The sequence below is a fragment of the Aeromonas sp. AE23HZ002T15 genome (assembly GCF_054165525.2).
The window spans coordinates 395102-419142 of record NZ_CM201342.1 but is presented as its reverse complement, the minus strand read 5'-3'; the positions used below and the strand labels follow the sequence as shown (position 1 = coordinate 419142).

At 58.9% G+C, this 24041-nt stretch carries 17 protein-coding genes; 6 read left to right on the top strand and 11 right to left on the bottom strand.

All coding sequences use genetic code 11. The annotated features are described in order from the left end of the window. The first annotated feature begins 673 nt into the window (after window positions 1-673). Window positions 674-1387, top strand: a complete 714-nt coding sequence (fadR, locus tag ACT5M9_RS01825) for a fatty acid metabolism transcriptional regulator FadR (RefSeq protein WP_438548309.1) — start codon at window positions 674-676, stop codon at window positions 1385-1387. Between the two features lie 59 nt (window positions 1388-1446). Here the strand turns inward: fadR and ACT5M9_RS01820 are convergent, their stop codons facing one another. The 4 genes from ACT5M9_RS01820 to ACT5M9_RS01805 all read right to left on the bottom strand — a co-directional run bounded on the left by ACT5M9_RS01820 (window position 1447) and on the right by ACT5M9_RS01805 (window position 8680). Next, window positions 1447-2967, bottom strand: a complete 1521-nt coding sequence (locus ACT5M9_RS01820; RefSeq protein WP_457978375.1) for a SpoVR family protein — start codon at window positions 2965-2967, stop codon at window positions 1447-1449. 10 nt (window positions 2968-2977) lie between these two features. Further along, on the bottom strand, window positions 2978-4249 hold the full coding sequence (locus ACT5M9_RS01815; RefSeq protein WP_457978376.1) for a YeaH/YhbH family protein: 1272 nt from the start codon (window positions 4247-4249) through the stop codon (window positions 2978-2980). Window positions 4250-4274: 25 nt separating this feature from the next. Then, window positions 4275-6197, bottom strand: coding sequence for a PrkA family serine protein kinase (locus tag ACT5M9_RS01810; RefSeq protein ID WP_171276248.1), 1923 nt, complete (start codon window positions 6195-6197; stop codon window positions 4275-4277). Window positions 6198-6757: 560 nt separating this feature from the next. Further along, window positions 6758-8680: a RecQ family ATP-dependent DNA helicase gene (locus ACT5M9_RS01805; protein ID WP_457978378.1), complete on the bottom strand. Its 1923-nt coding sequence runs from the start codon at window positions 8678-8680 to the stop codon at window positions 6758-6760. A gap of 329 nt (window positions 8681-9009) precedes the next feature. Here ACT5M9_RS01805 and sstT point away from each other — a divergent pair, with 329 nt between their 5' ends. Both sstT and ACT5M9_RS01795 read left to right on the top strand, forming a co-directional pair. After that, entirely contained in the window at window positions 9010-10257 is a 1248-nt protein-coding gene (sstT, locus tag ACT5M9_RS01800; protein WP_457978379.1) for a serine/threonine transporter SstT, read from the top strand. A gap of 329 nt (window positions 10258-10586) precedes the next feature. Next, window positions 10587-11039 (top strand): DUF6979 family protein, encoded by a 453-nt coding sequence (locus tag ACT5M9_RS01795; protein ID WP_457978381.1) that lies wholly within the window; start codon window positions 10587-10589, stop codon window positions 11037-11039. 70 nt (window positions 11040-11109) lie between these two features. On the opposite strand, the gene ACT5M9_RS01790 is transcribed toward ACT5M9_RS01795, so the two are convergent. From ACT5M9_RS01790 to pabB, 4 genes are all read right to left on the bottom strand, one after another. Further along, window positions 11110-11736: a heme-binding beta-barrel domain-containing protein gene (locus ACT5M9_RS01790; protein ID WP_457978383.1), complete on the bottom strand. Its 627-nt coding sequence runs from the start codon at window positions 11734-11736 to the stop codon at window positions 11110-11112. Window positions 11737-12389: 653 nt separating this feature from the next. Continuing rightward, window positions 12390-13685, bottom strand: a complete 1296-nt coding sequence (locus ACT5M9_RS01785) for an HAAAP family serine/threonine permease (RefSeq protein ID WP_438548302.1) — start codon at window positions 13683-13685, stop codon at window positions 12390-12392. Between the two features lie 215 nt (window positions 13686-13900). Further along, entirely contained in the window at window positions 13901-14467 is a 567-nt protein-coding gene (locus tag ACT5M9_RS01780) for a CoA pyrophosphatase (RefSeq protein WP_457980540.1), read from the bottom strand. Window positions 14468-14587: 120 nt separating this feature from the next. Next, window positions 14588-15973, bottom strand: a complete 1386-nt coding sequence (gene pabB, locus ACT5M9_RS01775) for an aminodeoxychorismate synthase component I (RefSeq protein WP_457978385.1) — start codon at window positions 15971-15973, stop codon at window positions 14588-14590. A gap of 205 nt (window positions 15974-16178) precedes the next feature. Between pabB and ACT5M9_RS01770 the strand changes: the two genes are divergently transcribed. Then, a complete protein-coding gene (locus ACT5M9_RS01770; protein ID WP_457978387.1) occupies window positions 16179-17702 on the top strand; it encodes a fumarate hydratase in 1524 nt (507 codons plus the stop codon). A 270-nt stretch (window positions 17703-17972) separates the two neighbouring features. Here the strand turns inward: ACT5M9_RS01770 and ACT5M9_RS01765 are convergent, their stop codons facing one another. After that, window positions 17973-18458, bottom strand: coding sequence for an ImuA family protein (locus ACT5M9_RS01765; RefSeq protein WP_457978389.1), 486 nt, complete (start codon window positions 18456-18458; stop codon window positions 17973-17975). A 231-nt stretch (window positions 18459-18689) separates the two neighbouring features. On the opposite strand from ACT5M9_RS01765, the gene ACT5M9_RS01760 reads away from it, so the two are divergent. After that, window positions 18690-18887 (top strand): DUF4250 domain-containing protein, encoded by a 198-nt coding sequence (locus ACT5M9_RS01760; protein WP_005323525.1) that lies wholly within the window; start codon window positions 18690-18692, stop codon window positions 18885-18887. Between the two features lie 395 nt (window positions 18888-19282). Beyond that, entirely contained in the window at window positions 19283-21757 is a 2475-nt protein-coding gene (locus ACT5M9_RS01755; protein WP_457978392.1) for a glycogen/starch/alpha-glucan phosphorylase, read from the top strand. A gap of 189 nt (window positions 21758-21946) precedes the next feature. On the opposite strand, the gene ACT5M9_RS01750 is transcribed toward ACT5M9_RS01755, so the two are convergent. Both ACT5M9_RS01750 and trxC read right to left on the bottom strand, forming a co-directional pair. Beyond that, window positions 21947-23332, bottom strand: coding sequence for an SLC13 family permease (locus ACT5M9_RS01750; RefSeq protein ID WP_457978394.1), 1386 nt, complete (start codon window positions 23330-23332; stop codon window positions 21947-21949). Window positions 23333-23486: 154 nt separating this feature from the next. Then, window positions 23487-23927: a thioredoxin TrxC gene (gene trxC, locus ACT5M9_RS01745; RefSeq protein ID WP_457978396.1), complete on the bottom strand. Its 441-nt coding sequence runs from the start codon at window positions 23925-23927 to the stop codon at window positions 23487-23489. Window positions 23928-24041 lie beyond the last annotated feature (114 nt).

Genomic DNA, 24041 nt, shown 5'->3' with positions numbered 1-24041 from the left:
GGCCACTCGGGACATGATGGGAAACCCATCAATCCATGTCTGCCCCCCTGAGGCTCTCCTGTTCTTCCTGACAAGAGTCCTGCCATCCCTCCATCCATTAGTGAGCAAGAGAGCCGTCGACTGCAGCATCCATCAAGCTGGCTAATAAATGGGCGTATAAGCTCGTGCTTGTCGTAACCGAGCCGAAAGGCGGCACGGCTCTCACCTTGCTCTCTCCCAGTTGCCATGACGATGGACCGACGGGAGCCAGCTTGATCTGCCAGGTTGCCAGTGAGAGACGTGACCGGGCTTCATCGCTCTGGCTTCCTTCGATGTGTAAGCGAGAGGCCATGGTATCGCACCAGACCTGGCGGATAATCCGCCTCTCATCCTCAACACTGTCTCGTTTTTCGAAACAATGAGGATAGCTGCGCATAGAACGCCAGTGGTCACCTTCAAGGCCGATGTCGGAGCGGGTGCGTGGGGGTGGGCGCGGCGGCGTCAAGCCATTGGCAACGCTTTCTCATCGTGGGGCGAGGGCAGGGGGCTGACGGATGCCAATTGAATAGCAAGAAACATCTTTTTAACAAAAAGTTCGGGTTTATGTGAGCAGAGGACTGACCTTCTGCTTGCCAGCATGGTCGGCTTTGCTATTATTCGTGAGCCTTTTTACGTACTACAACAGAGTCACTACATGGTCATAAAAGCGCAAAGCCCCGCTGGGTTTGCCGAGGAATACATCATCGAGTCCATCTGGAACAATCGCTTTCCTCCTGGATCCATTCTGCCGGCGGAGCGTGAACTGTCCGAGTTGATTGGCGTGACTCGCACCACCTTGCGCGAAGTGCTGCAGCGTCTTGCCCGTGATGGCTGGCTCACCATCCAGCATGGCAAACCGACCAAGGTCAACAATTTCTGGGAGACCTCTGGCCTCAACATCCTGGAAACCCTGGCACGCCTCGATCAGGACAAGGTACCGGATCTGGTGGCCCAGCTGCTGTCGGCCCGCACCAACATCTGCACCATCTTCATCCGTGGCGCCATCCGCAATAACCCGGAACAGGCGGCGGAGATCCTGCGGGGGGCCGCCGAGGTCGAGAACACGGCCGAGGCCTATGCCGAGTTCGATTACCGCCTGCACCACCAGCTCTCCTTTGCCTCCGGCAACCCTATCTATGCCTTGATCCTCAATGGTTTCAAAGGCTTGTATAGCCGGGTCGGACGTTACTACTTCTCCGATAAGCAGGCTCGCGAGACGGCTGACGCCTATTACAAGGTATTGCTGGGCCTGGCCGAGACCAAGAATCACGAAGCCGTGTTCATGACGGTGCGCCAGTACGGTATCGAGTCCGGCAAGTTGTGGACCCGTCTGCGCCAGGATATGCCGAGCAACCTGTGCGATAACTGATTGTATCAAAAGAAAAAACGCGCCATATGGCGCGTTTTTTTATGGCTGTAATTTATCTGTCAGGCCACCGTCTTGCGATCCGGGCAGCGCCCTATGATATCGGCGGGCAGCTCGCCGTTGTCCTGCTCCAGCACCACGTCGAATCCCCACAGCTGATGCAGATGCTTGAGGACCTCGTGGCGAGACTCACCCAGCGGAATGCGGTTGTGGGGCACATAGCGCAGGGTCAGGGATCTGTCCCCCTTGACCGCCACGTTGTAGACCTGAATGTTGGGTTCCAGGTTGCTCAGGTTGTATTGTGCCGAGAGGGTATTGCGCACCAAGCGATAACCCTCCTCGTTGTGGATGGCCGAGACCTTGAGGTAGTTCTTGAGGTCATCGTCATCGATGGCAAACAGCTTCATGTCCCGCATCACCTTGGGGCTCAGGAACTGACTGATGAAGCTCTCGTCCTTGAAGTTCTGCATGGCGAAGTGCAGGGTGTCGACCCAGTTGGTGCCGGCATAGTCGGGGAACCAGTATCTGTCCTCCTCGGTCGGGTGTTCGCAGATGCGCCGCAGATCGGTGAACATGGCGAACCCCAGGGCATAGGGGTTGATACCGGAGTAGTAGCGACTGTTGTAGGGGGGTTGATAGACCACGTTGGTGTGGCTGTGCAGCACCTCTATCATGAAGCGGTCGCTGATCTTCCCCTCGTCATAGAGGTGGTTGAGGATGGTGTAATGCCAGAAGGTGGCCCAGCCCTCGTTCATCACCTGGGTCTGCTTCTGCGGGTAGAAATACTGACTGATCTTGCGCACTATCCGCACGATTTCACGCTGCCAGGGTTCCAGCAGCGGGGCGTTCTTCTCGATGAAGTAGAGGATGTTCTCCTGAGGTTCGGGTGGGTAGCGCCTGTCTTCGACCCCTGAGGCCTTGTGCTGCTTGGGCAGGGTGCGCCACAGTTCGTTGACCTGGGACTGCAGGTAATCTTCCCGTGCCTTCTGGCGCCGTTTCTCCTCGGCCAGGGAGATCTTCTGGGGCCGCTTGTAGCGATCCACCCCGAAGTTCATCAGGGCATGGCAGGAGTCGAGCAGCCGCTCGACCGCATCGATGCCGTGTTTCTCCTCGCACTCCGTGATGTAGTTCTTGGCGAACAGCAGGTAGTCGATGATGGAGGAGGCATCGCTCCAGGCCTTGAACAGATAGTTGTTCTTGAAGAAAGAGTTGTGGCCATAGCAGGCGTGGGCCATCACCAGGGCCTGCATGGGCATGGTGTTTTCCTCCATCAGGTAGGCGATGCAGGGATCCGAGTTGATGACGATCTCGTAGGCCAGCCCCATCTGGCCGCGTTTGTAGTTGCGCTCGGTGTGGATGAAGCGCTTGCCAAAGGACCAGTGCTGGTAGCCGATGGGCATGCCCACGCTGGAGTAGGCATCCATCATCTGTTCGGCGGTGATCACCTCGATCTGGTTGGGGTAGGTATCCAGTCGGTAAAACTTGGCCACCCGGGCTATCTCCTGGTGATAGGTCTCCAGCAGATCGAAGTTCCAGTCAGGACCATCGTCCAGGGGGGCTATTTTTCTCGCAGTTTCTACCATATGTGCTCCCTCAAGCCGCCTGCTTCTTGAACAACTCCCGGAATACCGGATAGATGTCCTCTACCTTGCGAATGTGTTCCATCGCGAAGTGGGGGAATTGCTCGGCCACCGACTCATATTCGTGCCACAGGGTCTGGTGGGCGCGGGTAGTGATCTCGATGTAGGAGTAGTAACGCACCCGTGGCATGATGTCGCGCAGTAGGATCTCCCGGCACTGGGGGGAATCGTCCGCCCAGTTGTCCCCATCGGAGGCCTGCGCCGCATAGATGTTCCACTGATTGGCGGGGTAACGCTCGTTGATGATGTCGTTCATCATCTTGAGGGCGCTGGAGACTATGGTGCCGCCGGTTTCCTGGGAGTAGAAGAATTCGTGTTCGTCCACCTCCTTGGCCTGGGTGTGGTGGCGAATGTAGACCACCTCCACGTTCTTGTAGGTACGGCTCAGGAACAGGTAGAGCAGGATATAGAAGCGTTTGGCCATCTCCTTGGTGGCCTGATCCATGGAGCCGGACACGTCCATCAGGCAGAACATCACCGCCTGGCTGGACGGCACGGGCCGCTTGACGAAGTTGTTGAACTTGAGATCGAAGGTGTCGATGAAGGGGACGGCTTCGATGCGCCGCTTGAGCTCACGGATCTCCTTCTCGAGCTGCGCCATCTCGGCGAAGTGATCGTTGGGCTCACCGGCGAGCAGGGCGAGCCGCTCCTCCAGCTCGCGCAGCAGGCGCTTCTTGCCCGCCTGCAAGGCCATGCGGCGAGCCAGGGAGTTTTGCAGCGAACGGACCACGTTGATATTGGCGGGCACCCCGTTGGAGGTGTAACCCGCCCGGTAGGTCTTCATCTCCATCAGCTGGTTGAGCTGGGTCTTCTGCAGGCGAGGCAATTCCAGATCTTCGAACAGCAGATCCAGATACTCATCCTTGGAGATCTGGAACACGAAGTCATCGGCGCCTTCCCCCTGATCCGAGGCCTGGCCCTCGCCACCGCCCTGACCACTCCCCCCTCCCTTGGGACGGTCAATCTTGTCGCCGGAGACGAATTGATCGTTGCCAGGGTGCACCATCTCCCGTTTGCCACCCTGACCTTGATGGAAGTGGGGCTCGCCGATGTCCTTGGTCGGAATGCTGATGCTCTCGCCCTTGTCCACGTCCTGAATGCTGCGCTTGGAGACAGCATCCGAGACCGCTTGTTTGATCTGCTTCTTGTAGCGGCGGATGAAGCGCTGCCGATTGACAGCGCTTTTGTTTTTGCCGTTGAGCCTGCGGTCGATAAAATGCGCCATAACTCCCCCTTGAACCACGGCAGGGTCAGGATGACTTGCGTACCCTGAGATACCATTCGGAGAGCAGCCGCACCTGTTTGCGGGTGTAGCCCTTCTCCATCATCCGCTCCACAAAGTTATCGTGCTTCTTCTGCTCCTCGGCAGAGGTCTTGCTGTTGAAGGAGATAACCGGCAGCAACTCCTCAGTGTTGGAGAACATCTTCTTCTCGATCACGGTGCGCAGCTTCTCGTAGCTGGTCCAATTGGGGTTGCGACCCGCATTGTTGGCCCTGGCACGCAGCACGAAGTTGACGATCTCGTTGCGGAAATCCTTCGGATTGCTGATCCCCGCCGGTTTTTCGATCTTCTCCAGCTCGCTGTTGAGGGATGCCCTGTCGAACAGCTGGCCGGTTTCCGGGTCACGGTACTCCTGATCCTGGATCCAGAAGTCGGCGTAGGTGACGTAGCGATCGAAGATGTTCTGCCCGTACTCCGAGTAGGACTCGAGGTAGGCGGTCTGGATCTCCTTGCCGATAAACTCCACGTAGCGCGGGGTCAGGTAGCCCTTGATGAACTCGAGGTAGCGATCGTGCAACTCCTGCGGGAACTGTTCGCGCTCTATCTGCTGCTCCAGCACGTAGAAGAGGTGGACCGGGTTGGCCGCCACCTCGGCGTGATCGAAGTTGAACACCCGGGAGAGGATCTTGAACGCGAAGCGGGTAGAGAGACCGTTCATGCCCTCGTCCACGCCGGCGTAGTCGCGGTACTCCTGATAGCTCTTGGCCTTGGGATCCGTGTCTTTCAGGCTCTCGCCGTCATAGACCCGCATCTTGGAGTAGAGGCTGGAGTTCTCCGGCTCTTTCAGCCGTGACAGCACCGAGAATTGGCCCAGCAGCTCCAGGGTCCCCGGGGCGCACTTGGCATCGGTCAGTTCGCTGTTGAACAGCAGCTTCTCGTAGATCTTCACTTCTTCCGAGACGCGCAGGCAGTAGGGCACCTTGACGATATAGACCCGGTCGAGGAAGGCTTCGTTGTTCTTGTTGTTGCGGAACTGCTGCCATTCCGACTCGTTGGAGTGAGCCAGCAGTATGCCGTCGAAGGGCAGGGCGGAGAGGCCCTCGGTACCGTTGTAGTTGCCCTCCTGGGTGGCCGTCAGCAGGGGGTGCAGCACCTTGATGGGGGCCTTGAACATCTCCACGAACTCCATCATCCCCTGGTTCGCCTTGCACAGCGCCCCCGAGTAGGAGTAAGCATCGGCATCATCCTGGGCGTAGTGCTCCAACATGCGGATATCGACCTTGCCCACCAGGGAGGAGATATCCTGGTTGTTGTCATCGCCGGGCTCCGTCTTGGCGATGGCAATCTGATCGAGAATGGAGGGGTTGACCTTCTCCACCTTGAACTTGGTGATGTCCCCGCCAAACTCGTGCAGTCGCTTGGCGACCCAGGGAGACATGATGGGGCGTAGGTAACGGCGCGGGATGCCGTACTCTTTTTCCAGGATCTCGCCATCTTCCTCGATGTCGAACAGACAGAAGGGGTGATCGTTGACCGGGGAACCCTTGATCCGGTAGATGGGCACCTTTTGCATCAGGGACTTGAGCTTCTCGGCCAGGGACGACTTGCCGCCACCGACGGGGCCGAGCAGGTAGAGGATCTGTTTCTTCTCTTCCAGCCCCTGGGCGGAGTGCTTGAGGTAGGAGACGATCTGCTCGATGGCCTCTTCCATACCGTAGAAGTCTTTGAAGGCGGGATAGCGTGCGACGACGCGATTGGAAAACAGGCGGCTGAGGCGCGGATTGACCGAGGTGTCGATCATTTCCGGCTCGCCGATGGCAACCAGCAGCCGCTCGGCGGCGGAGGCGTAGCAGGACTTGTCCTGTTTGCACATATCCAGGAACTCCTGGATGCTGTACTCCTCCTCTCTGGCTTTCTCATACCGCTGTTGATAGTGCTCGAAGATGCCCATAAATTAGCCCTCGATTTAGTCGCTTACCCTGAAAAGAGTGGATCACTACTTTTGTTCTGTTTACCTCTTAAGCCTAGTCAACAGCCCCCAGTAATCCATCAACATCATTGGTTTAAGTTTACAAGGAAGCTTCCCGTTCCTGATGTGGGAAGAAGCAGCCAGTGATCTTTGTATGTTACTGACTGTTAAATTATTTCTGCCATGACAGTGAGGCAAATGTCAAAGACATAAAAAATAAATATTTATATGGCAGGAGCAGAAAACGGGGCCCGCTGGCCTGAGGAAAGCGGAGGCCAGACGGGGCAAGGGGAGAGGGGATGATGGCAGTAAAAACGCATTTCGTTTACGTTAACGTAATGCAGCTTGTTTGGTGTTTAAGCTCTAATTTTTACATTGACGCTACATTCTGGCTGCACTAGATTGGCCCTGTGTCGAGCAGTCATCGCTTTAGCAAGAGAGTGGGTGATTGTGCAGATACTAAGCTCTGTTTAAGCACGTTTCCGTTGGCTTGACCCTCGCATCCGCGAGGGTCTTATTTTTTCGGCGTCCGGCAAAAACAGTTAGGAAATAGGGGGGTAGGCGCGAGACACCGCCGCCAGCACCTCGGCGAAGGGATGGGCCGCCAACTGGCCAAAACCCGCCAGGCTCTTTGCCTTGACGCGGGTGGTCAGCGGGGTGGCGATGCCGCACAGGAAGCGGGTCAACACCCGGGGATCCTGGCTCTTGCCGAGCGCGACCAGGGGATCGCACCAGGCGCGCAAGCCGTGCTCGTTGGGCAGGGGCGGACCGGGCAGCGCTGGCAGGCTGGCAATCTCTCCCCGACAGACGGAGCAGTGCCCGCAATGCTCGGGGGCCTGCTCGTCGGCAAAGTAACTTGCCAGCGCCTGGCTCAGGCAACGGCTGGAGGTGAAGAACGTCAGCAGGGCCTGCAACCTGGCCAGCTCGCCCTGCTCCTTCTGTGCGAACAGGGTGTGCAGCCGATCGGCCAGCGGCTCGATGACAAGATCCTGGCGCAATACCCGATAGACCTCGGTCATCTGCTTGCTCTCGAGCTCGATCCAGCCCTGCTGCTGCAGATAGTCCAGGGCCGCCGCCGCTCTGTGCCTCTCCCCCTGATACCCCTGCCAGAGCGCCTCGAAGTCCATGGTGCACCAGCTGCGCGCCTGGGGAGCGCAGGCAAACAGCTGCTCCAGGAACTGGCGGCGATCGGGATTGAAACGGCTCAGGATCTCCGCTTTTTCCAGCACGAACTTGAAACGATATTCGGCGAAATAGCTGTAGGCGGGCGCGATGACGCCCTCCATCTCCAGATAGACCAGCAGGGTCTTGAGGGGGAGCTGGCGAATGTTGGTGTCGTTGGAGAGGCGCAGCAGACTGAACTCCCAGTCGGCGCCGCTTTGCCGCACTGTCCCGAGCAGCGTCAATATGGCGGCTCTGTCCGGGGTATCCCCATAGACGAAGTTCTCCAGCACCGGCAACTGGGCGCGATTGGCCAGCACGAGGCAGCGGGAGGGTAGGCCATCGCGGCCGGCCCGGCCAATCTCCTGGCTGTAGTTCTCGATGGATTTGGGCAGATCGTAATGAATGACCCGGCGGATATCGGCCTTGTCGATGCCCATGCCGAAGGCGATGGTGGCGACGATGCAGTCCAGCTTGCCCGCCATGAAGTCGCGCTGGATCTGGCTGCGCAGATCGCTATCCAGCCCCGCGTGATAGGCACAGGCCCGGACGCCTGCCCGTTGCAGGAGTTCGGCACATTGCTGCGCCCTGTGTTGCAGGGTGACATAGACGATGGTGGGGGCCTCGGGCTCACCCAGGATCTCGGAAACCAGCCAGCCATCGCGGGCCTCGGCGGGCAGGGGAACGACGGCGAGATCCAGGTTGGGGCGATAGAAGCCGGTGACCACCAGATCTTCTTTATGGATGTCGAACTTGGCCTGCATGTCCGCCATGACCGCCGGGGTGGCGGTGGCGGTGAGCAGCAGCACCTGGGGGATGGCGAGCTCGCGGCGATGATCCGGCAGCTTCAGATAGTCTGGGCGAAAGTTGTGACCCCACTCCGAGATGCAGTGCGCCTCGTCCACTACCAGCAGGGAGATCGGTACCCCGGCGATAAAGCGGCGAAAGCGCTCGTTCTTGAGGCGCTCCACCGAGATCATCAGGATCTTGAGCCGGCCGTCGCTGGCCTGCTGCATCACCCGCCGGCTCTCTTCCGCCGTCAGGCTGGAGTCCAGGCTGGCGGCGGCAATGCCCTTGCCCTGCAGGAAGGCGAGTTGATCGTGCATCAGGGCGATGAGGGGCGAGATCACCAGGGTCAGGTGGGGCAGGGCGAGGGCGGGCAGCTGATAGCAGAGGGACTTGCCGGCACCGGTCGGGAAGATGGCGGCCGCACTCTTACCGGCCAGCAGGCGGCTGATCACCGCCTCCTGACCGGGTCTTAACCGATCGAAGCCGAAATGACGGGTCAACAGAGAGGGGATCATGGCAAGGCTCCAGCACAGACAAAGAGCGGCATCATAGCACTCTTGAGGGGTGGCGAGCCGATGAAGGGACTGGAGTGACGCTATTTTGACCGACTTTGATATTGTGTTATCGCTTTGTTGCAGGTTTTTTGTGAGGTAACCCTGATATTTTTCAGTGATTATGTGGAAAAAAACGATGGCAGATGGGATATTCCTTGCCGCAGTCCCGCGCGTACCGGACAGGTCCAGGAGAAGACCTGCCAAGACAGACAACGCCTATGTGGCGGCGTGCGGGAGATTGCAAACAGGACTCATGATTCAAGCGCCCAAGGGTGCACAGGGACTATTTGATGACACAACAACACCCCCTCATAAGACTGGTCAACAGCACCAGTCTGGTTAGCCAGATCCTGGTCGGTCTGGTACTCGGTATCTTCCTCGCCATGTTCATGCCGGAATGGGCAAAGGCGGCGGGTCTGCTCGGCAGCCTGTTCGTCGGCGCCCTGAAGGCGGTCGCCCCGCTGCTGGTCTTCGTGCTGGTCATGGCGGCGATCATCGGTCACAAGCAGGGTCAAAAGACCAACATGAAGCCGATCCTGCTGCTCTACCTGCTGGGGACCTTCCTGGCGGCGGCCGTGGCGGTCGTGGCCAGCTTCCTGTTCCCCTCCAACCTGCATCTGGTGGCGAGCAGCGCCGAGATCACCCCGCCGGGTGGCATCACCGAAGTGCTGCAGACCCTGCTGTTCAACGTGGTCACCAACCCGGTGAAGGCGCTGATGGATGCCAACTACATCGGCATTCTGGCCTGGGCCATCGGCCTTGGCATCGCCATGCGTCATGCCAATGAGAGCACCAAGGCGCTGATCACCGATCTCTCCCACGGGGTCTCCGCCATCGTCAAGGCGGTGATCCGCTGCGCGCCGCTCGGCATCCTGGGTCTGGTCGCCTCCACCCTGGCCGAGACCGGCTTCGATGCCCTGTTTGGTTATGCCCAACTGCTGATGGTGCTGATCGGCTGCATGCTGTTCATCGCCTTCGTGGTCAACCCCCTCATCGTGTTCTGGAAGATCAAGCGCAACCCCTATCCGCTGGTACTGACCTGCCTGAAAGAGAGCGGTGTGACCGCCTTCTTCACCCGCAGCTCCGCCGCCAACATCCCGGTCAACATGGCGTTGGCCGAGAAGCTGCGTCTGCCGGAGGACACCTATGCGGTCTCCATCCCGCTCGGGGCCACCATCAACATGGCCGGTGCCGCCATCACCATCACCGTGCTCTCCATGGCGGCGGTACACACCCTGGGGATGGAAGTGGATCTGGCCACGGCCATTCTGCTCTCCGTGGTCGCCACCATCAGCGCCTGCGGCGCCTCAGGTGTGGCCGGCGGCTCCCTGCTGCTGATCCCGCTGGCGTGCAGCCTGTTTGGCATCGGCAACGACATCGCCATGCAGGTCGTCGCCGTGGGCTTCATCATCGGGGTTCTGCAAGATTCCGCCGAGACGGCCCTCAACAGCTCCACCGACGTGCTGTTCACCGCAGCCGCCTGCATGGCCGAAGAGGAAGCCCAGCAGGAAGCCGCTCAGCTCTCCCGCGAAGCCTGATAGCAAGGATATCGAATCATCGAAAACGCCCTCTCGTGAGGGCGTTTTTTTATGCCAGGGATCAACCCGGCGAGCTTCAGCTGACAAAACCGAACCACCCGCAGAGGCAGACCAGAATGATCTGGAGTTGCCGAAAGCATTTGTTCCGTGAATGCCAAATAAATAGAACTGTACGGAGTAAAATTTAAATGAATATTGCGGCAGATCAATTTCCATTTTTATTTAAGGACACATCACTCAACAATAGAGTAATGCGATGGGGTCGATAGATAATTAATGGGTAAGCTTCCCGTTATCTTGCCATATCATGATAAAAACGGGAGGTAGCGATGATCATTTATGGCAAATATGGTGGGGCCGCACTGAGGGCCGTGCATATCATGGTGCAATATAACCATCCTCATGCCGCCGCATGGGATATGGCTATCTATGAAGCGTTCGGGGATTGTTCGGCCGTGCGGCGATTTAAAAATAATCCCAAGGTTACCTTTCTGACCTTGTGCAGCCTGGGGGTCATCGCCTGTGTCATGCCCATTCCCTATTCGGCCGCGACCAAGACCCGGAAATATGTGGTCAGTGCACTCGGCATTCTCGCGGGCAAGGATATCAGCAAACCCATCAGCCCGGAGGATCTCTGGCTGGAGGTGATGTCGGATTGCAAGGTGGCCGCGCCAGTGAAGCACAATAACCAGATGGATGTGATATTGACGCTCTGGTATTCCAATATGCTCAACCTCCATGAGCCATCCGAAGGGGTGACCCTGGCTGGCTCTCTCTTGTGATGGGTTGGCATTGTTCGCGCCATAGAAAAACCAAGGGCACTGGCCCTTGGTCTTCTGGTTTTGGGGTCTCTTAGTTCATTCTGATCAGGGCGCCGCTGTCGGTGTGGGCAAAGGGTTTGCCATACACATGCAGGCTGGTGGTCTGGCTATATCTGAGCCGATCCTTCTCGGAAAAATCCAGGGACATGGTGAAGTCGGTGGTGGTGTCGTTGGCCGTCATATAGCTGCTTTCCGAAATGCCTCGCTTGCCGGTCTTGAACTCAATCTTGTTGCCCGCCTTGCCCTCGGTCACCACGCAGACCGCGCGGGGAATGCAGTAGGTGTTGTACACCACCTGATTCTGCTTGTCGTAGATGAGATAACCCCGCTGATCGTGGAACTTGCCGTTATCGCTCTTCCTGAACACCTCCTGCTTGTAATACATGGCCACCAGATACTGCTCGCTGGCATTCTTGGCATCGGCGGCCGGCTCGAAGGTGATCACTTCATAGAAGGGTTCGACTGCTGGCCCCCCTTTGCCGCTCTTGCTGCCCTCCTGCCCGGGGGCCACGTCGACGCCGCCGGTTTCGGCGCTCTTCCAGGTGCCGGCCAGGGGGGCGAGGGGACCGAAGTCCAGGCCATTGATGCTCCCCTCCGTCTGCGCATATGCCAGGGTGGAACTTGCCAGAAAGAGTGCCGAGATAATATACCTGCCCATATTAAAGCTCCCATCGGAATATGATTGTCATTGTTATGCTGGCGCCAAGCGAGAGGGACATTATTATTTGATCCTCTATTTCGCAATCAGAGATATGAACGGCTATTTGTTTTTGTGAGCTGAACAGGTGTTTATTGGTGTTTTATAAATCCTGTTTGATTTGAAACAAACGGGGATTGTGAGAAATAATAATCGGGAGATGATGCAGGTCAATATCTGATTGTCATCATGGTTCACCATGAAGATAAATAGAGTATTGATCGAAATTATCGATGTATTTATAGGTTGTTTTTTAGTCTTGAATATATTGGCGGAGCCATGATGATGTTTAGGCCAGGTCATAAGGAAATGGCGTTATTAAGCTCGAGTCTCCTCCAGCACTGAACTTGAGGGGCACAGTGGAATGTCTGGATCGAGAGATTGAGAATAGTCGGCGGTGTTGCCTCGCCGTAAATAGGGGAACCCACTCCTCATCTTCGTATCTGCCTGCGGGTTGGCGATGTCTTCTTATCCCAAGGGGACGGTATTAGCCGAAGAAAGAATAGCGGGCGCCGATCCGTAACGGTTAGGGGAGGGGCAGGAGAAAGGGAAAGCCACGGATAGAAAAATGCCCGCCAGGGTGGCGGGCATGGAGGGTCAGGCTGGCTAACGGATTAGAACAGCTGGTACAGGATGGCGGAGATGGCAATCAGGCCCATGGTCGCCACGAAGACGTTGCTGATCTGGCCCTGGTATTTCGCCATGGCGGGCACGCGCTTGATGGCGTACATGGGCATCAGGAACAGAATGGTCGCGATGATGGGGCCACCCAGGGATTCGATCATGCCGAGGATGGAGGGGTTGATGACGGCCACGGCCCACAGGGTCAGGATGAAGAAGGCGATGATGAACAGCTCGACCTTCTTGGTGTTCGGGGTCTTGCCGGACTTGCGCATGTTCTGGACGATCATGCCCTTCAGGCCTTCACGGGCACCCAGGTAGTGTCCGAAGAAGGAGGAGACGATGGCGACGAAGGCAACCAGCGGGCCGAAGTAGGAGATGATCGGGCTCGCATGCTGGTTGGCCAGGTAGGAGAGCACGGCGATGTTCTGGGACTTGGCTTCTGCCAGCTGGGCCGGTGTCAGGCTCATCACGCAGGAGAAGACGAAGAACATCACGAAGCCCAGCAGGATCATGGCGGTGCGCTTCAAGATGGCGTCGGACTTGGCGACGGCGTTGTCACCGTGGTCGCGGCGCTGGGCCAGGGCGAAGCTGGAGATGGCCGGGCTGTGGTTGAAGGAGAACACCAGCACCGGGATGGTCAGCCACAGGGTGGTGGCGAAGTCCTTGGCAGAGGGCACCTGGGAGAGGGCGGCACCGGTCCAGTCCGGGATGAGGTAGAGGGAGATGCCCGCCAGGATGGCGATGAGCGGGTAGACCAGGAACTCGGTGACTTTCAGCATCAGCTTCTCACCGGCCAGCATGACCGACATCATGCCCATGATCAGCACGATGGAGAGGATCCAGCGCGGCGGAGCACTCATCTGCAGCTGGTTGACCATGAAGCTCTCTACCGTGTTGGTGATGCCCACGCCGTAGATCAGCACGATGGGATAGATGGCGAAGAAGTAGAGCAGGGTGATTAATTTGCCGGCGCCGATGCCGAAGTGCTCTTCCACCACCTGGGTGATGTCGGCACCGGGATTCTTGGAGGAAAGCACGAAGCGCGCCAGGCCGCGGTGAGCCAGGTAGGTCATGGGGCCGACCAGCAGCGCCATCACCACCAGTGGCCAGAAGCCACCCATGCCGGCGTTGATGGGCAGGAACAGGATACCGGCGCCAACGGCGGTACCGAACAGGCTGATCACCCAGGTGGTGTCCTGCTTGCTCCAAGCACGAGATTGGGTGGAGCGGTTCGCCTGCTCCAGTGTGGTCGCGGCGTCTTGTGCGCCGGTGACAGTATTAGACATGTGTCTCACCCCGAATGTGTGGTTTTAATTAGTCGGCGCAAGAATACTTTTTTTTTAATCAAAAATGTTGATCAGATTCACCTTTATGGGGCTCAAACCCGTACTTTCTTATGGAAATGTGATCAAAAGAATAAAAAATCAAAATTTCTTTATCATTCTCAATGTTAGTTGAGTGTTAAATGGATAATTTCTCAGCGGTCAAGGTTAACGACATGTTATCTCAATAGGTGCTGGGACAGCTGACGGATCATGCTGGCGGTGGCTCCCCAGATGAAAGATTCTTGCCAGGGGATCCAGTAGATGGTGTGGCTCCTGCCGGCCCGGGGTATGGTCAGGGCGATGTGGTGGGCCGGATCCAGCACATGGCCGAGGGGCACCTCGAAGGCCTGCTCCACCTCGTCCGGGCTCAGGGTAAGGCGGTAGTCGGCATCCACCAGGGCCAGCACCGGCAAGATGTCGTAGAGGGAGATGGTATTGAGGGGCGTGAGGCTGCCGATGACCCGGATCTGGCTGGCGGGGATGCCGAGCTCTTCCTCGGTTTCCCGCAGCGCCGTCTGGATCAGGCTCTCATCCTCCGGATCCTGACGGCCACCGGGGAAGCTGATCTGCCCAGGGTGGTGGCGCAGCCGGGTGCTGCGGCGGGTCAGCAGCAAGTGGAGCCCGGTGGGACGCTCCACCAGGGGGAGCAGCACCGCCGCCGGTTTGAGGCCAGCCAGCATCAGACGATGGGCCGGGGCGGGGCGCTGCAACAGGAAGCGGGTTAACAGCTCTGTGCGGTTCAGCTCCATGAGGCGCTGTCTCTATGTGAAGGGCGGGGACCAGGGGAACAGGCGGCCCGGATCCGGTTGTTGTGGCTCATCTCGCGCTTTCTCTCCTTGGAATGGGTTTGCCAGGTGGCTGACTCAGAGTGCGTCCAGCAGCGGCAGGATGCGGGCCACCTTGTCGTAGGTTTCCTGGTATTCGTCGTCCACATCCGAGTCGGCGATGATGCCACCTCCAGCCCAGCAATGCAGCCGCCCGGCCTCGGCAATCAGGGTGCGGATGCAGATGCTGGTGTCCATGCGGCCATGCTGGCTCAGGTAGCCGATGCTGCCGCAATAGGCGTTGCGGCGCTGGGGCTCCAGCTCCTCGATGATCTCCATGGCGCGGATCTTGGGGGCTCCGGTGATGGAGCCGCCGGGGAAGCAGGCCCGCAGCAGATCCACCCCTTGCCAGCGGCTGTCCAGCTCCCCGTGAATGGTGGAGACCAGGTGATGCACGGCGGGGAAGGACTCCACCGCAAACAGGTGCGGCACGCTGACCGAGCCCGGGCGGCTCACCCGGCCGATGTCGTTGCGCAAGAGATCCACGATCATCAGATTCTCGGATCTGTCCTTGTCGGCGCTGGCCAACCCGTCGGCGCGGGCCTGGTCGATGCGGGGATCCGGGTGGCGTGGGCGGGTGCCCTTGATGGGTTTGGTCTCGATGTGCCGCCCATCGAGCAGCAGGAAACGCTCGGGGGAGAGGCTCAGGATCGCGCTCATCGGCAGCCGGATAAAGGCCGAAAACGGCGCCTTGTTGGCGGCGCTGAGGGCGAGATAGGCAGACCACTCATCCCCCCGGTAGGGGGCGCTGAAGCGCTGGGTGAGGTTGATCTGATAGCAGTCCCCCGCCGCCAGATAGGCCTGGATGCGGGCAAACTTCTCCCCATACTCGTCCCGGCTCATATTGCTCTGCCAAGGACCTAGCAAGGCGAAGGGCTGGATGGTGGCGTCACACTGCGCCGCCAGCCACTGCAAGCGGCTGGCAAGCCCAGCCTCATTCCCCCAGTGCACCAGTTGCCAGCGTTCGGTCGCGACCTCCCGCAGCAGGGCCCAGTCGTAGATCCCGACCGCCATGTCCGGCACTTGAATATCCGCCTCGGCCTGCGCCGGCAGGCGCTCGAAACGTCGCCCCAGATCGTAGCCAAACAGCCCGAGGGCGCCGCCGATAAATGGCAGCTCAGCACCGATAGCGTCGCCCTGGAGTGGCAGCAGATCCCCCAGCAGGGCTTGCTGCGTGTTGGCGAGCAGGGTGAGGGGATCCTCATCGCTCTGCTCGGTGACCCCTGCACGGCGCACGACCGTCTGGGCGCCCCGGGTTTCCAGGGTGGCGAGCGGGTCGGCAGCGATGATGTCGAATCTGTTGTCGGCGCCCACTGGGCCCGCCGATCCCAGCAAGATGGCCCAGGGTTGCCGCTGCAGGCGGGCAAACAGGGCATGAAGGGATGTTTGGGGATCGAAATGGTGGATATGCAGTCTTGGTTTCATTTTTTGTTACACAGGCAACAGTTTGCACCCAGCTCCCTAGCCGGTAAGGGAGCTCAAGCGTATCATGGCCGCCGGCATTTACAGAAAAACACGTCATAAAAACACGCCCTGCCTGTCGGTTCGTGCGCACTCGCCGCCGCCGAAGGCTGGGCTCATATGGAAGCCCTTGCTCGCATTGATTGAGACAAGGACCAGTGAGGATGATATGAGCATCATTAAAAAACAGGACTTTATTGATTCTATTGCCGACGCCCTGCAGTACATCTCCTTCTACCACCCCCTCGATTTCGTCCAGGCCGCCAAGGCCGCTTACGACCGCGAGATCAACCCGGCCGCCAAGGATGCCCTGGCCCAGATCCTGATCAACTCCCGCATGTCCGCCGAAGGCCATCGCCCCCTGTGCCAGGACACCGGCATCGTCACCTGCTTCGTCAAGATCGGCATGAAGGTGCAGTGGGACAGCGACATGACGGTGCAGGAGATGGTGGACGAGGGCACCCGCCGTGCCTACACCAACCCGGACAACCCGCTGCGCGCCTCGGTGCTCGCGGATCCGGCCGGCAGCCGCAAGAACACCAGGGACAACGCCCCGGCCGTGGTGCACATCGACATGGTGCAGGGTGACAAGGTGGAAGTGAGCATCGCCGCCAAGGGCGGTGGCTCCGAGAACAAGTCCAAGATGGTGATGCTCAACCCCTCCGACGACGTGGTGGAGTGGGTGCTGAAAACGGTGCCGACCATGGGTGCCGGATGGTGCCCACCCGGCATGCTGGGGATCGGTATCGGCGGCACCGCCGAGAAGGCGGCCGTGCTCGCCAAGGAAGCCCTGATGGAGCACATCGACATCCAGGAACTGATCGTCCGTGGCCCACAAACCACGGAAGAGAAGTTGCGCATCGATCTCTACGACAAGGTCAACAAGCTCGGCATCGGCGCCCAAGGTCTGGGCGGTCTCACTACCGTGCTGGACGTGAAGGTGAAATCCGCGCCGACTCACGCCGCCTCCAAGCCGGTGGTGATGATCCCCAACTGCGCCGCCACCCGTCACGTCCACTTCGAGCTGGATGGTTCCGGCCCGGCCGAGCTGACCCCGCCCAAGCTGGAAGACTGGCCGGAGATCACCCGCGAGTCCGGTGGCAACGTGCGCAGGGTCAACGTGGATGGCATCACCAAGGCCGAACTCGCCAGTTGGAAGAGCGGCGATACCGTGCTGCTCTCCGGCAAGATACTGACTGGTCGCGACGCGGCTCACAAGCGCATCGCCGACATGCTCAAGAACGGTGAAGGGCTGCCGGAAGGGGTCGATTTCACCAATCGCTTCATCTATTACGTGGGCCCGGTGGACGCGGTCCGTGATGAAGTGGTCGGCCCGGCTGGTCCCACCACCTCCACCCGGATGGACAAGTTCACCGACATGATGCTGGGGGAAACCGGCCTCATCGGTATGATAGGCAAGTCAGAGCGCGGTCCCAAGACGGTGCAGAGCATCAAGGAGCACCAGGCCGTCTACCTGATGGCCGTGGGGGGCGCAGCCTACCTGGTGGCCAAGGCCATCAAGAAGGCGCGGGTGGTGGCATTCGCCGATCTCGGCATGGAAGCCATCTACGAGTTCGAGGTGGAAGACATGCCAGTGACGGTGGCCGTCGATTCCCAGGGAAACAACATCCACGAGACGGGTCCGGCCTACTGGTCTGCCAAGATTGCCGAACTGGATGTGAAACTCGCCTGAGTCGAGCCTGCGGGCATGGCATCCCTTGGATGAGGGCTCGCAGGGAAGGTCTCAAGGTCCATCAGATATGACAAAAGGCGACCTCAGGGTCGCCTCTCTTATGGTGAACGATCATCTTTTCCCGCTCACCGCTCACCGCTCACCGCTCACCGCTCACCGCTTACCGCATATGCCCACCAATGGCGACAGCCTGCGGTAGCGGCCCGAGCAGAAAGTGGGCGCCAGACCGAAGTACCACCAGCTTGTCGCGCTCCTTATCCGAGTCAAACCTCAGTGATTGAGATAGATGTCCTGCTCCCCGTAGTTGAGGCCCGGGTGTTGAGGGGGGAGGGCGCGTGGTTCGAAGAATCGGGTCAGCACCCCGCGACCCTGTCCCAATTTGTTCAACTTGGCGCGATCCAGGGCGACCTGTTCGGGCAGCCAGGTCAGCACGGCGGCGCAATGACCGTTGCCGAGGCTCTGTTCCAGCATGCGCTGCCAGTTCTTGATCTTGGCCCCATGCACCACCAGCACCCTGGCGGGATCGATCCCCTGCGCCTGCCACTGCTCGGCCACCGGCAAGCCTGGCGGGGCGATCAGCAGGATCCAGCCGCCATTATCCTGGCTCAGCCGTCCCAGCTCGCTCAGCAAGGGCGTCTCGGGCTGCGAGGCTGCCGGGCGGTGCTCACCTTCAACCTTGGCCTGGTGGCGGGTGGGCCAGGGGGCTATCAGGCCGACAGAGGAGGATGGGATGCGGTGGCTCAGGGGCTGGCTCATATGTTTTTCCTGTATGAATAACCATGCTGTATGTACATACAGTAGTTGTAACTGGCGTCAGTGACAAGTCGTTTTCGGTGGAAAATGTGAGCCCATTAACAGAGATTTTAGTTATCTAATTGAATATAAAGATAATTTAAAATTTCATCGGGTTGGGTGTTTTTTGCGCTATGGACAAAGCGGGGGCGGAAGGTCATGGTTATACAGTATGTATGAGGAGGAGGGATCGGGATGGACGTCAGCACCTTGCAACGGTTGGACGCCAATATTCTGCTCGGGATCATCAACGAGAAGCTGCGGCTGGAGTGCGATGGTCTGGAAGAGCTGTTGGCCTACTACGACATGACGGAAGATCAGCTGGCCACGCGCTTGCAGCAGATCGGCTATCACTACGATCCCATGAGCAACCAGTTCAAGGCTCATGGGTAATAAGACGAGAAAGGTGCTCCAACTGGGGCACCTTTCTTTTATTGTGGAAATGATCCCGTGAAGATTGAAATCGCTTTCAGAATCAATCTGGAAGGTCGTTATTTTCACGTATTTTCAGACGCTTTCAAGCATTGAAAACCTATTCATGAATCCAGCTTTTCTATTTTCATTTAACATCATGATTTATTTAATTATTTATATTTTCATCGCCCACGTTTTGGAAAGGGCTTTCAGGCTTGAACTGTCATTTTTATACGTTAAAGTGTGACTCATGTTAACGTTTCACCCATCGGCTTTGGCTAGTATGCACATGCCGGAACATATTCAGATATAACAACAGTGCCGGTCCCGAAATGGGATAACATTTTTTTATTTGTAACGAAGGAAAATGGTTTATGGCTACCAAGAAGAAGACAGACCAGGATCTCCAACTGGATAAAGATCAGCTTAAAGCGAGTATCGTGCGTCACCTGCGTTCTACCTTGGGGACAAGCGAACTGAAAGCCTCGCCAGAAGCGTGGTGGAAAGCGACGGCCGCCGCCGTCAACGAACAGGTATACGAGCGCCTGACCCGTACTCAGCAGACTCATCTCAAGAAAGACACTCGTGCGATTCACTACCTCTCTGCTGAATTCCTGATGGGGCGTCTGACCTCCAACAACCTGCACAACCTCTCCCTCTACAAGACCTGTGAAGAGGCCTTGGGTGAGCTCGGCCTCGAACTCACCGATCTGTGCGAACAAGAGCCCGACATGGCGCTCGGCAACGGTGGCCTCGGTCGTCTGGCTGCCTGCTTCATCGACTCCCTCGCCACCCTGAACTACCCGGCGGTGGGCTATGGCATTCATTACGAGCACGGCCTGTTCCGTCAGGAGATCCAGGATGGTCGCCAGATCGAGCGTCCGGACTCCTGGCGCGAATATGGCAACCCCTGGGAGATCTGCCGCCCGGAATCCGTGCAGGAGATCCCGCTCTATGGCTATGTGGAGACAGTATTCGGCGACAACGGCGGCCTGAAGAAGGTATGGCACGCCGGTCGCAAGATCAAAGGGGTGCCCTGGGACATTCCTGTGGTGGGCTTTGGTGGTCACACCGTCAACATCCTGCGCCTGTGGGAGTCCCGTGCCTCCGAGTTCTTCGACTGGGACGTGTTCAACGCCGGCGGTTATGTCGACTCCCAGGCGGAGAAGGCCCAGGCCGAGACCATCTCCAAGGTGCTCTACCCGAACGATGAGACCGACGCCGGTAAGGAGCTGCGCTTGATCCAGCAGTACTTCTTCTGCGCCTGCTCTATCAAGGACATCATGCGCCGCTACAAGCGTGCCCATGGCAGCGACTTCACCCACTTCGCCGCCCAGATCGCCATCCAGCTCAACGATACCCACCCGACCGTGGCCATTCCCGAGCTGATGCGCGTGCTGGTGGATGAAGAGGGACTGAGCTGGGAGGCTGCCTGGGCCATCAGCTACGGGGTCTTCTCTTACACCAACCACACCCTGCTGCCGGAGGCGCTGGAGAAGTGGTCGGTCAGCCTGTTCGAGAAGGTGCTGCCCCGCCATCTCGAGATCATCTACGAGATCAACGCCCAGTTCCTGAATCAGCTGGTGGAGCCCAAATGGCCGGGTAACGATGCCATCAAGGCCAAGCTCTCCATCATCGAGGAGGGGGCGGTGCGCAAGGTACGCATGGGCAACCTATGCGTGGTGGGCTCCTCCAAGGTCAACGGGGTGGCCGAGATCCACTCCAAGCTGGTGAAAGAGGATCTCTTCCCCGAGTACGCCGAGCTGTGGCCCCAGAAGATGTGCAACGTCACCAATGGCGTGACTCCCCGTCGCTGGCTGCTGGCCTGCAACCCCGAACTCGCCGGGCTCTACAACGAGGTGGTGGGCAAGGAGTGGCCGCTGCAGCTGGACAAGCTGCGCGGCGTGGTGAAGTTTGCTGACGACAAGGCGTTCCAGCAGCAGTTCATGACAATCAAACGTCATAACAAGGAGAAGCTAGTCAAGGTGATCAAGGCCGAGACCGGCATCGATGTGAGTGCCGAGGCGATCTTCGACGTGCAGATCAAGCGCTTGCACGAGTACAAGCGCCAGCAGCTGAACCTCATCCACATCATGGCGCTCTACCGCCGTCTGCTGGCCAACCCGGACTACGACATGCACCCGCGGGTGTTCATCTTCGGCTCCAAGGCGGCCCCTGGCTACAAGCTGGCCAAGGACATCATCTATGCCATCAACAAGCTGGCGGATCGGGTCAACAACGACGCCCGCATCCAGGGCAAGCTGAAGGTGGTGTTCATGCCGAACTACCGGGTGAGCCTGGCGGAGAAACTGATCCCGGCCGCCGACGTGTCCGAGCAGATCTCCACCGCCGGCTACGAGGCCTCGGGGACTGGCAACATGAAGATGGCTCTCAACGGTGCCATCACCATCGGCACCCTGGATGGGGCCAACATCGAGATTGCCGAGGAAGCCGGTGCCGAGAACTGCGCCATCTTCGGCCTGAACGTGGACGAGGTGAAGGCGCTCAAGGGTCGTGGTTACAACCCCTATGACTTCTACTACGCAAACTCCGAGCTGAAAGCCGTGTTGGACTGGTTCGACACCGACTACTTCACACCGGGTCGTCCGGGCGAGCTCTCCTCCATCAAGCGCTCCTTGCTGGAAGGGGGAGACCCTTATCTGACTCTGGCGGACTTCGCCTCCTACTCGGACGCCCACAAGCTCATCGATACCTGGTATCGGGATCCGGCGCTCTGGGCGAAGAAGGCCATCATCAACTCGGCCACCATGGGCAAGTTCAACTCCGACCGCTCCATCCAGGATTACGTGGACCGGATCTGGAACCTGAAAGCCTGCAACGTCGGCTAAGTCCCTCGACAGCCAAACCCCCGCACCGCGGGGGTTTTTTATTTCGCCATGGATGGGATTTTCATGGTGAAGGCACTGCCTTCCCCTTGGTGGTGGGGGCGAGATGCAAAGCGCTCATAGGCAGAGAAGCGTGCGGATACAAAAAAGGCCCCATTAGGGGCCTTGTAGAGAAGCAGGGGATGGCCCTGCTCAGTGCAGGATATCGCCGAAGCAGTAGGCCAGCAGGGTCAGGATCACGGTGAATACCAGGTTCAGCACCAGGCCGGCCCGCATCATCTCCCGCTGCTGGATATGGCCGCTGGCGAAGACGATGGCGTTCGGCGGCGTGGCCACCGGCAGCATGAAGGCGCAGGAGGCGCCGACCGCGATGAGCACGGAGACGACGATGGGGGAGACCCCCAGTGCCTCGGCCACCCCGGCGAACAGCGGCACCAGCAGGGCGGCGGTGGCGGTGTTGGAAACCAGCTCGGTCAGGAACACCACGAAGGCGGCGAGGCAGAGCAGGATCACGAAGATCGGCATGGTGGCCAGGCTGCTGGAGAGGTGCTCCGCCAGGAAGGCGTTGGCACCGGTCTGCTTCAAGATGGAGCTCAAGGTCAGGCCACCCCCGAACAGCAGCAGCACGCCCCAGTCGGTGTTCTGGTTGATGTCATCCCAGTTGGCCACCCGGCTGACGGCGATGGCGAGGATGGCCCCCATGGCGATCAGGGTATCGAACTGGGGAATGCCGCCGAGCGCCGCGGCGATGGGCTGGGAGCCTATCCACAGCAGCACCGTGGTCAGGAAGATGAGCAAGGTAGTCTTGCGCTGACCGGTCCACTCTATGGTGACCTGCTCGGTGCTGACCTGATGAGACAGATCCGGGCGGGTGACCAGGTAGAGCAGGCCTATGCCTACCGGCATGAAGATGAGTACCACCGGGATGCCGAATTTCAGCCAGTCGGTGAAGCCAAGGCCCATCTGGGCGGCGGCGATGGCGTTGGGGGGGCTGCCCACCAGGGTGCCGATGCCGCCGATGCTGGCGCTGTAGGCCACCCCCAGCAGGACGAAGACTAGGGTGCGGCGCTCCTTGTGAACGTCGAGGCCTTTGAGCATGCCGAGAGCCAGCGGCATCATCATGGCGGCGGTGGCGGTGTTGCTGATCCACATGGAGAGGGCCGCCGTGATGGTGAACAGCACTATGGCCGCCCAGCCGAGGTGGCCCTTGGCAAGCTGCATCACCTTGGCGGCGATCTGGGTATCCAGCCCCTGCTTGGAGAGGGCCGCCGCCAGGGCGAAGCCGCCGAAGAAGAGGAAGAGCACGGGGTTGGCGAAGTCGGTGAGGGACTTGCTCATGTCAAACACCCCGAGCAGAGTGGCCAGCACCGGGATGGAGATGGCGGTGATGGTGATGTTCACCGCCTCGGTCAGCCAGAGGATGGCGATGAAGATGAGGATGCCCAGTCCCTTGTTGACCATGGGATCAAACGGGAGCCAGGCGAGCATGGCACAGAGCAGCAGGACGTCCAGGATGACGATCCCGGCCTTGATGTCGAGCCAGCGTGGGGGGGCAGAGGGTACGGCAGATGTATGCATGATGTGTTCTCGGTTAATTTATGGTTGTTGTTGTGTTGCCGAGGTTACGTTCAATCCCCTGTTTGAAACAGGGGGAAGTGGTCAAAGCATGTGACGTCTCACAGAGTTAAAAAGAAATTAAACACCATGAAAACAAAAATTAAACATCTTGGTTTCATTTGTCCCTGGGGAGGGTGGAGAGCAGCCACTCCTTGAACAGGCTCTTGGGCAATGAGCCGCTGCGCTGGGCCAGGATCTGCCCGTGCTGGAACACCATCAGGGTGGGGATGCTGCGAATGCCGTAGCGGCTGGCGATGGCGGCTTCCTGCTCGGTATCGAGTTTCACGAAACGGATGCGGGGTTCGAGCTCTCGCGCCATCTCCTGAAATACCGGGGCAAACTGCAGGCAGGGGCCGCACCAGCTGGCCCAGAAATCCACCACGACCGGCAGGTCCGAGGCGATCAGGGTATCGAACTGGGCGGTGCGCCCCGTGACGGGGGCGGTGCCGAACACGGGCTCCCGGCAGCGACCACACTTCGCGTTTGAATCCAATTTTTCGTTGGGCAGGCGGTTGCGGGTAAAGCACTGGCTACAATAGGTAGTGATAGATGACATAATTGCTTCCTTATTTCATTGCCTTGCAACAACTTTGTTGCATGGACAGCGCCGACTAACGGTAACATAGCAGTCAGTTATTTTTCACAGTTGGCGGTCCGGTCGTGACTCCTC